Raw genomic sequence first — 304 nt, forward strand, 5'->3', positions numbered from 1 at the left:
GTACACCATCGGCTGAACGCAAGCGTTTGGCAAAAGAAATGCTCGAACGTGTAGGCTTAAGTCACCGTATGCGTCACTTCCCAACTCAGTTACCTTTAGATATACCTAAATTAATGGAGATTAATCAATTTCATTATATAAGCAACTATGATTCTATTAACTTCAACAAACTGCCCATTCCTTTTGCTTGTGTAGCAGTAGATTTACGCAAAGGCAAAGCACGTTTTGCGCCGGCAGCCTTCATCAATTCGCAACCTTTTTCTATTCCGGCAATGGTTCCTGATATTACAACTTGTCCCGGACA

The 304-nt window shown here is 41.4% G+C and carries 1 pseudogene; it reads left to right on the forward strand.

Going from position 1 to position 304, the window contains the following annotated elements:
* Positions 1–304 (forward strand): annotated as a pseudogene (locus D0T85_RS22960) (hypothetical protein); the annotation flags it as partial.

It is taken from the genome of Bacteroides sp. 519 (assembly GCF_010500955.1).
GTDB lineage: Bacteria > Bacteroidota > Bacteroidia > Bacteroidales > Bacteroidaceae > Bacteroides.